Origin of the sequence: Prevotella sp. P5-64, from assembly GCF_002251285.1 — a bacterium.
Classification (GTDB): domain Bacteria; phylum Bacteroidota; class Bacteroidia; order Bacteroidales; family Bacteroidaceae; genus Prevotella.
In genome coordinates this window covers 1-5,813 of record NZ_NPJK01000024.1, presented here as the reverse complement: position 1 = coordinate 5,813, position 5,813 = coordinate 1, and the positions used below count along the sequence as shown (strand labels likewise).

Annotated in this window: 4 protein-coding genes; all 4 read left to right on the top strand. The window is 56.5% G+C overall.

Going from position 1 to position 5,813, the window contains the following annotated elements; translation table 11 throughout:
* Positions 1 to 644: 644 nt before the first annotated feature.
* On the top strand, positions 645 to 4,367 hold the full coding sequence (purL, locus tag CIK87_RS04100; RefSeq protein WP_094385717.1) for a phosphoribosylformylglycinamidine synthase: 3,723 nt from the start codon (positions 645 to 647) through the stop codon (positions 4,365 to 4,367).
* Positions 4,367 to 4,912 (top strand): chromate transporter, encoded by a 546-nt coding sequence (locus CIK87_RS04095; protein WP_094385715.1) that lies wholly within the window; start codon positions 4,367 to 4,369, stop codon positions 4,910 to 4,912. The genes purL and CIK87_RS04095 overlap by 1 nt, the downstream gene beginning before the upstream one ends.
* A 2-nt stretch (positions 4,913 to 4,914) precedes the next feature.
* Positions 4,915 to 5,490, top strand: a complete 576-nt coding sequence (locus tag CIK87_RS04090; RefSeq protein WP_094385713.1) for a chromate transporter — start codon at positions 4,915 to 4,917, stop codon at positions 5,488 to 5,490.
* Between the two features lie 82 nt (positions 5,491 to 5,572).
* Positions 5,573 to 5,813: hypothetical protein (locus tag CIK87_RS04085; protein ID WP_144008103.1), on the top strand; the 241-nt coding region annotated here is incomplete at its 3' end.

Here is a 5,813-nt window from a genome sequence, read left to right as displayed (position 1 = left end):
GGGGAGGGGCTTTCAGGAGGGTTTGGGGAGGGGTCTCCAATAACCAGCTGTTTTTGTACCGCCAACGGCGGACTTTTTGAACGGCCGTAGGCCGCTTTTTTTACCGTTGCGGGGGATGGCGTCATGCGGTGCATGACGGTGGGGATGGTGGAGACGGCACGGAGGAAAACTCGTTTTCCGACGGTCGGCACCGCCGTCCACGCCAAGGCGAAGCCGCCATCCGCAGCCACGGCTTTTTGTATTTATTTCACCACCCTCGCAGGCGCAATAAATAGTGGGAAACGAGGATATGGGTCACCTCCTTTCTTGTCTTTCTCATGGGGAAGAGTTCAATGGGCATCTCTACACCTACACCTTATTATATATAAAGGCGGTGGGTCAATGGAAAAATCGCAAACTCGGTGCGCTTTTTCTTTGAATTGTGTTCAACTTGCACTAACTTTCAATAATTTAGGCTGCGTCTCAACAATTCAAGTTGAAAAAACACGCTTTTTTCTTTGAATTGTCTTCGACTTGCACTAACTTTCAATAATTTAGGCTTCGTCTCAACAATTCAAGTTGAAAAAACCATGTTTTTTCTTTGAATTGTCTTCGACTTGCACTAACTTTGCAGTCAGAAAACTCATAAATACAGTAAGAATAATATGATTCTCTTCTTCAAGACTCAGAACGAGCATGTGATTGCGACTGAAATCAACCATCAGCCCAATCAGCAGGAAATCGACGAACTCAGTTGGCTTTATGGCGACGCCACCCTCATGGCGGAGCAGGCTTTGCAGGGCTTCTATGTGGGCCCACGCCGTGAAATGATTACGCCTTGGAGCACAAATGCCGTTGAGATTACCCAGAATATGAACCTCAGCGGCATTTCGCGTATAGAGGAGTTCTTCCCTGTGGCCAGCGCTGATGCCGACCACGACCCCATGCTCCAGCGTATGTACGAGGGCATAGACCAGAACGTGTTCACTGTGAACCACGAGCCCGAACCTATCAAGTACGTTGACAATCTGGAGGAATACAACGAGCAGGAAGGCCTTGCCCTCTCGCCCGAGGAGATAGAGTATCTGCACAAGATAGAAAAGCAGAACGGCCGTCCGCTCACCGACTCAGAAATCTTTGGCTTCGCACAGATTAACTCAGAACACTGCCGTCACAAGATTTTCGGCGGTACCTTCATCATCGATGGCAAAGAGATGGAATCGAGCCTGTTTGCGATGATAAAGAAGACCACCAAGGAGAACCCCGGCAAGATATTGTCGGCATACAAGGACAATGTGGCTTTCGCCCAAGGCCCCGTGATTGAGCAGTTCGCTCCCAAGGACCAGTCTACCGCTGACTACTTCCAGGTAGAAGATATCGAGAGCGTCATCTCGCTCAAGGCCGAGACCCACAACTTCCCCACGACAGTAGAACCCTTCAACGGCGCTGCTACAGGTACCGGCGGAGAGATACGCGACCGTATGGGTGGCGGTGTAGGCTCATGGCCCATCGCCGGTACGGCTGTCTATATGACCTCCTATCCCCGTCTGACCGACGACGAGGGCAAGACCATCGCTGAGCGCGACTGGGAAGACCTGCTCCCCGTGCGCCAGTGGCTCTACCAGACTCCCGAGCAGATTCTGATCAAGGCCTCCAATGGCGCATCAGACTTCGGCAACAAGTTTGGCCAACCCCTTATCACCGGCTCTGTGCTCACCTTTGAGCATGGTGGCGACGGCCAGCGTCTGGGTTATGACAAGGTGATTATGCTTGCCGGTGGCGTAGGCTACGGCAAGAAGCGCGACTGTCTGAAGGGCGAGCCCCAGAAGGGCAACAAGGTCGTAGTGGTCGGTGGCGACAACTATCGCATCGGTCTTGGTGGCGGCTCTGTTTCTTCGGTCGATACCGGACGCTACTCCAATGGTATCGAGCTCAATGCCGTGCAGCGCGCCAATCCAGAGATGCAGAAGCGCGCCTACAACCTCGTGCGCGCTCTGGTTGAGGAAGACAACAACCCCGTGGTAAGTATCCACGATCACGGTTCTGCCGGCCACCTCAACTGCCTCTCCGAGCTGGTTGAAGACTGTGGTGGCGAGATAGACATGACCCGTCTGCCTATCGGCGACAAGACCCTCAGCGCCAAGGAAATCATCGCCAACGAGAGCCAGGAGCGCATGGGTCTGCTCATCGACGAGAAGCATCTCGAGCATGTGCAGCGTATCGCCGAGCGCGAGCGTGCCCCGCTCTATGTAGTCGGCGAGACCACCGGCGACGCCCACTTCTCATTCGTCCAGGGCGATGGCAAGAAGCCCTTCGACCTCGATGTGGCACAGATGTTCGGTCACTCTCCCAAGACCGTAATGCAGGATGAGACCGTGGTGCGCCACTATGAAGACGTTACTTATTCACAAGACAAGATAGATGAATATCTGCAGCGCGTGCTTCAGCTCGAAGCCGTGGCTTGCAAAGACTGGCTTACCAACAAGGTAGACCGCTCGGTTACCGGTAAGATTGCCCGTCAGCAGTGTCAGGGCGAGATACAGCTGCCCCTCTCCGACTGTGGCGTGGTAGCCCTCGACTACCGCGGACGCAAGGGTATCGCCACCGCCTTGGGCCATGCGCCTCAGGCAGGTCTCGCCAATCCCTCTGCCGGTAGTGTGCTCTCTGTGGCAGAGGCTCTGACCAACATCGTCTGGGCTCCCCTTGCCGACGGCATGGAAAGCCTGTCGCTCAGTGCCAACTGGATGTGGCCCTGCCGTTCGCAGAAGGGTGAGGATGCACGCCTGTACCAGGCTGTCGAGGCACTCTCTGACTTCTGCTGCGCCCTCCACATCAACGTGCCCACTGGTAAGGACAGCCTCTCGCTGAGCCAGCAGTACCCCAATGGCGATAAGATTATCTCTCCCGGTACCGTTATCGTTTCGGCTGGTGGCGAGGTTTTCGACGTGCGCAAGGTCGTATCGCCCGTGATGGTCAATGACAAGAACTCATCCCTCTACCATATCGACTTCAGCTTCGACACCCAGCGTCTGGGTGGCTCCGCCTTTGCGCAGAGCCTCGGCAAGGTAGGCGACGATGTGCCCACCGTAGCCAATGCCGAGTACTTCGCTGACTGTTTCGAGGCTGTGCAGGAGCTCATCAACCGCGGTTGGATTATGGCTGGCCACGACATCTCTGCCGGTGGTCTCATCACCACACTGCTCGAGATGACCTTTGCCAACACCCACGGCGGTATGCACGTCAATCTCCATGACATCGCCGACGATGACATCGTGAAGCTCCTCTTCGCCGAGAACCCCGGCGTGGTTATCCAGGTGAGCGACGAGCACAAGCAGGAGCTGCGCGCCTTCCTCGAGGATGCCGGCATCGGCTATGCCAAGATTGGCTATCCCAGCCCCGACAGCCGCACCATCGTCATCAAGAAAGACGACTACCAGCATACCTTCGACATCGACGCCCTTCGCGACACCTGGTATAAGACCAGCTATCTGCTCGACCGCAAACAGAGCATGAATGGTATGGCTCGCGAGCGCCGCGACAACTATAAGCACCAGCCCATCGTGATGAAGTTCAACGACGACTTCACCGGTACGCTCGCCCAGTATGGCATCAGCGCCGACCGTCGCAAGCCGTCGGGCATCAAGGCCGCCATCATCCGCGAGAAGGGAACCAATGGCGAGCGCGAGATGGCTTACTCGCTCTACTTGGCAGGCTTCGATGTGAAGGATGTCATGATGACCGACCTCATCAGTGGCCGCGAGACCCTCGAGGATATCAGCATGATTGTCTTCTGTGGCGGCTTCTCCAACTCCGACGTGCTCGGCTCTGCCAAGGGTTGGGCCGGCGCCTTCCTCTTCAACCCCAAAGCCAAGGAAGCCCTCGACAAGTTCTATGCCCGTGAGGACACGCTCTCGCTGGGTATCTGCAACGGCTGCCAGCTCATGGTCGAGCTCAACCTCATCAACCCTGAGCACGAGCAGCGTGCCCATCTGCTTCACAATGTGTCGCACAAGTTTGAGAGTGCCTTCCTCGGACTCGATATTCCCCAGAACAACAGCGTCATGTTTGGCAGCCTGAGCGGCGACAAACTCGGCATCTGGGTAGCCCATGGCGAGGGACGCTTCTCTCTGCCCGAGGGCGAGAGCGCCTACAACGTCGTGGCCAAGTACAGCTACGCCCAGTACCCCGGCAATCCCAACGGCTCCGACTACAATGTCGCCGGTATCTGTTCTGCCGACGGCCGTCATCTGGCCATGATGCCCCACCTGGAGCGAGCCATCTTCCCCTGGCAGCAGGCTTACTATCCTGCCGACCGTCGTGGCGACGAGGTCACTCCTTGGATTGAGGCCTTCGTCAATGCCCGCAAATGGATTGAGAACAAGCGATAATGGCGAATTTCTATTTAGAAGCATTCAAGACGTTTGTCAAGATTGGCGCCTTCACCCTGGGTGGAGGCTACGCCATGATACCCCTCATCGAAGCCGAAGTGGTAGAGAAGAGAGGGTGGGTGAGCAAGGACGAGTTTGTCGACATGCTCGCCATCGCCCAGAGTTGTCCAGGCGTATTTGCCATCAACATCAGCGTCTTCATAGGATACAAGATGCGCAAGACAGCCGGCGCCCTCTGCACAGCATTGGGCACCGCGCTGCCTTCGTTTCTCATCATCCTTGCCATTGCCATGTGCTTCCGCCATTTCATCAACATCCCTTGGGTCTCAGCCATGTTTATGGGCATCCGTCCTGCTGTGGTAGCGCTCATAGCCGTGCCTACGTTCAATATGGCGAAGATCACCGGCATCTGCCTTACCAACTGCTGGATACCCATAGTCAGCGCGCTGCTTATCTGGGCGTTCAATGTCAACCCCATCTACGTGCTCATCGGCGCAGGCATCGGTGGTTATCTCTATGGTCGAATCATTAAACCTACTGAGTAACGATGATATTCCTGAGCCTCTTTGTCACGTTCTTCAAGATTGGCCTCTTCGGCTTTGGCGGTGGCTACGGCATGCTGTCGCTCATCCAGGCCGAGACGGTGGTCCACCACCACTGGCTCTCGTCTGCCGAGTTTACCAACGTGGTTGCCATCTCGCAGATGACGCCTGGCCCCATCGGCATCAACTCTGCCACCTACTGCGGTTTCACCGCCATGCAGAACGCGGGGTTCGACCCTGCGATGTGTGTCCTTGGCTCAGTCGTCGCCACATTCTCCCTGGTGCTGCCGTCGTTTATCCTGATGATACTCATCAGCCGCATGTTTATGAAATACATGCACACTGCGCTGGTGCAGAGCGTCTTCGCCGGACTCCGCCCCGTGGTTGTGGGCCTCTTGGCTGCCGCCACGCTCATGCTCTGCAATGGCGAGAACTTCGGCGTCATGCAGGTGTCGCCCTGGCAGTTCTGGATTAGCATCGGTCTCTTTGTCGCCACCTTCGTGGGCACCAAGATAGTCAAGGTGGGCCCCATCCAGATGATATGCCTTGCCGCCTTTGCCGGACTCATGCTGCTCTACTGACCCGCAGCCCCTCTGCCACCCCCCATCACCCATAATGCCCCCCGGGGGCTTGTCCCCACTTGATACAACTATACACAGACCGATGAAACAGACATTACGATTGCTGCTACTGCTGATGGCGCTCCTGCTTGCCTCCGTCTCTGGCCTTGCCGAGACGGTAGACTCTGCCGTGGCATGCGACGATTTCACCCATTGCGTGCCCAGTCATGAGCGTCGCGACCGTCTGTGGGGAGCCGACAGTCCGTCGTGCGACCGTGCAGCGCTCCTTCCCCTGCACGCCCGTTTCGGTGCGGCGCCACGCCATGACTACGAGCCCGCCCCGC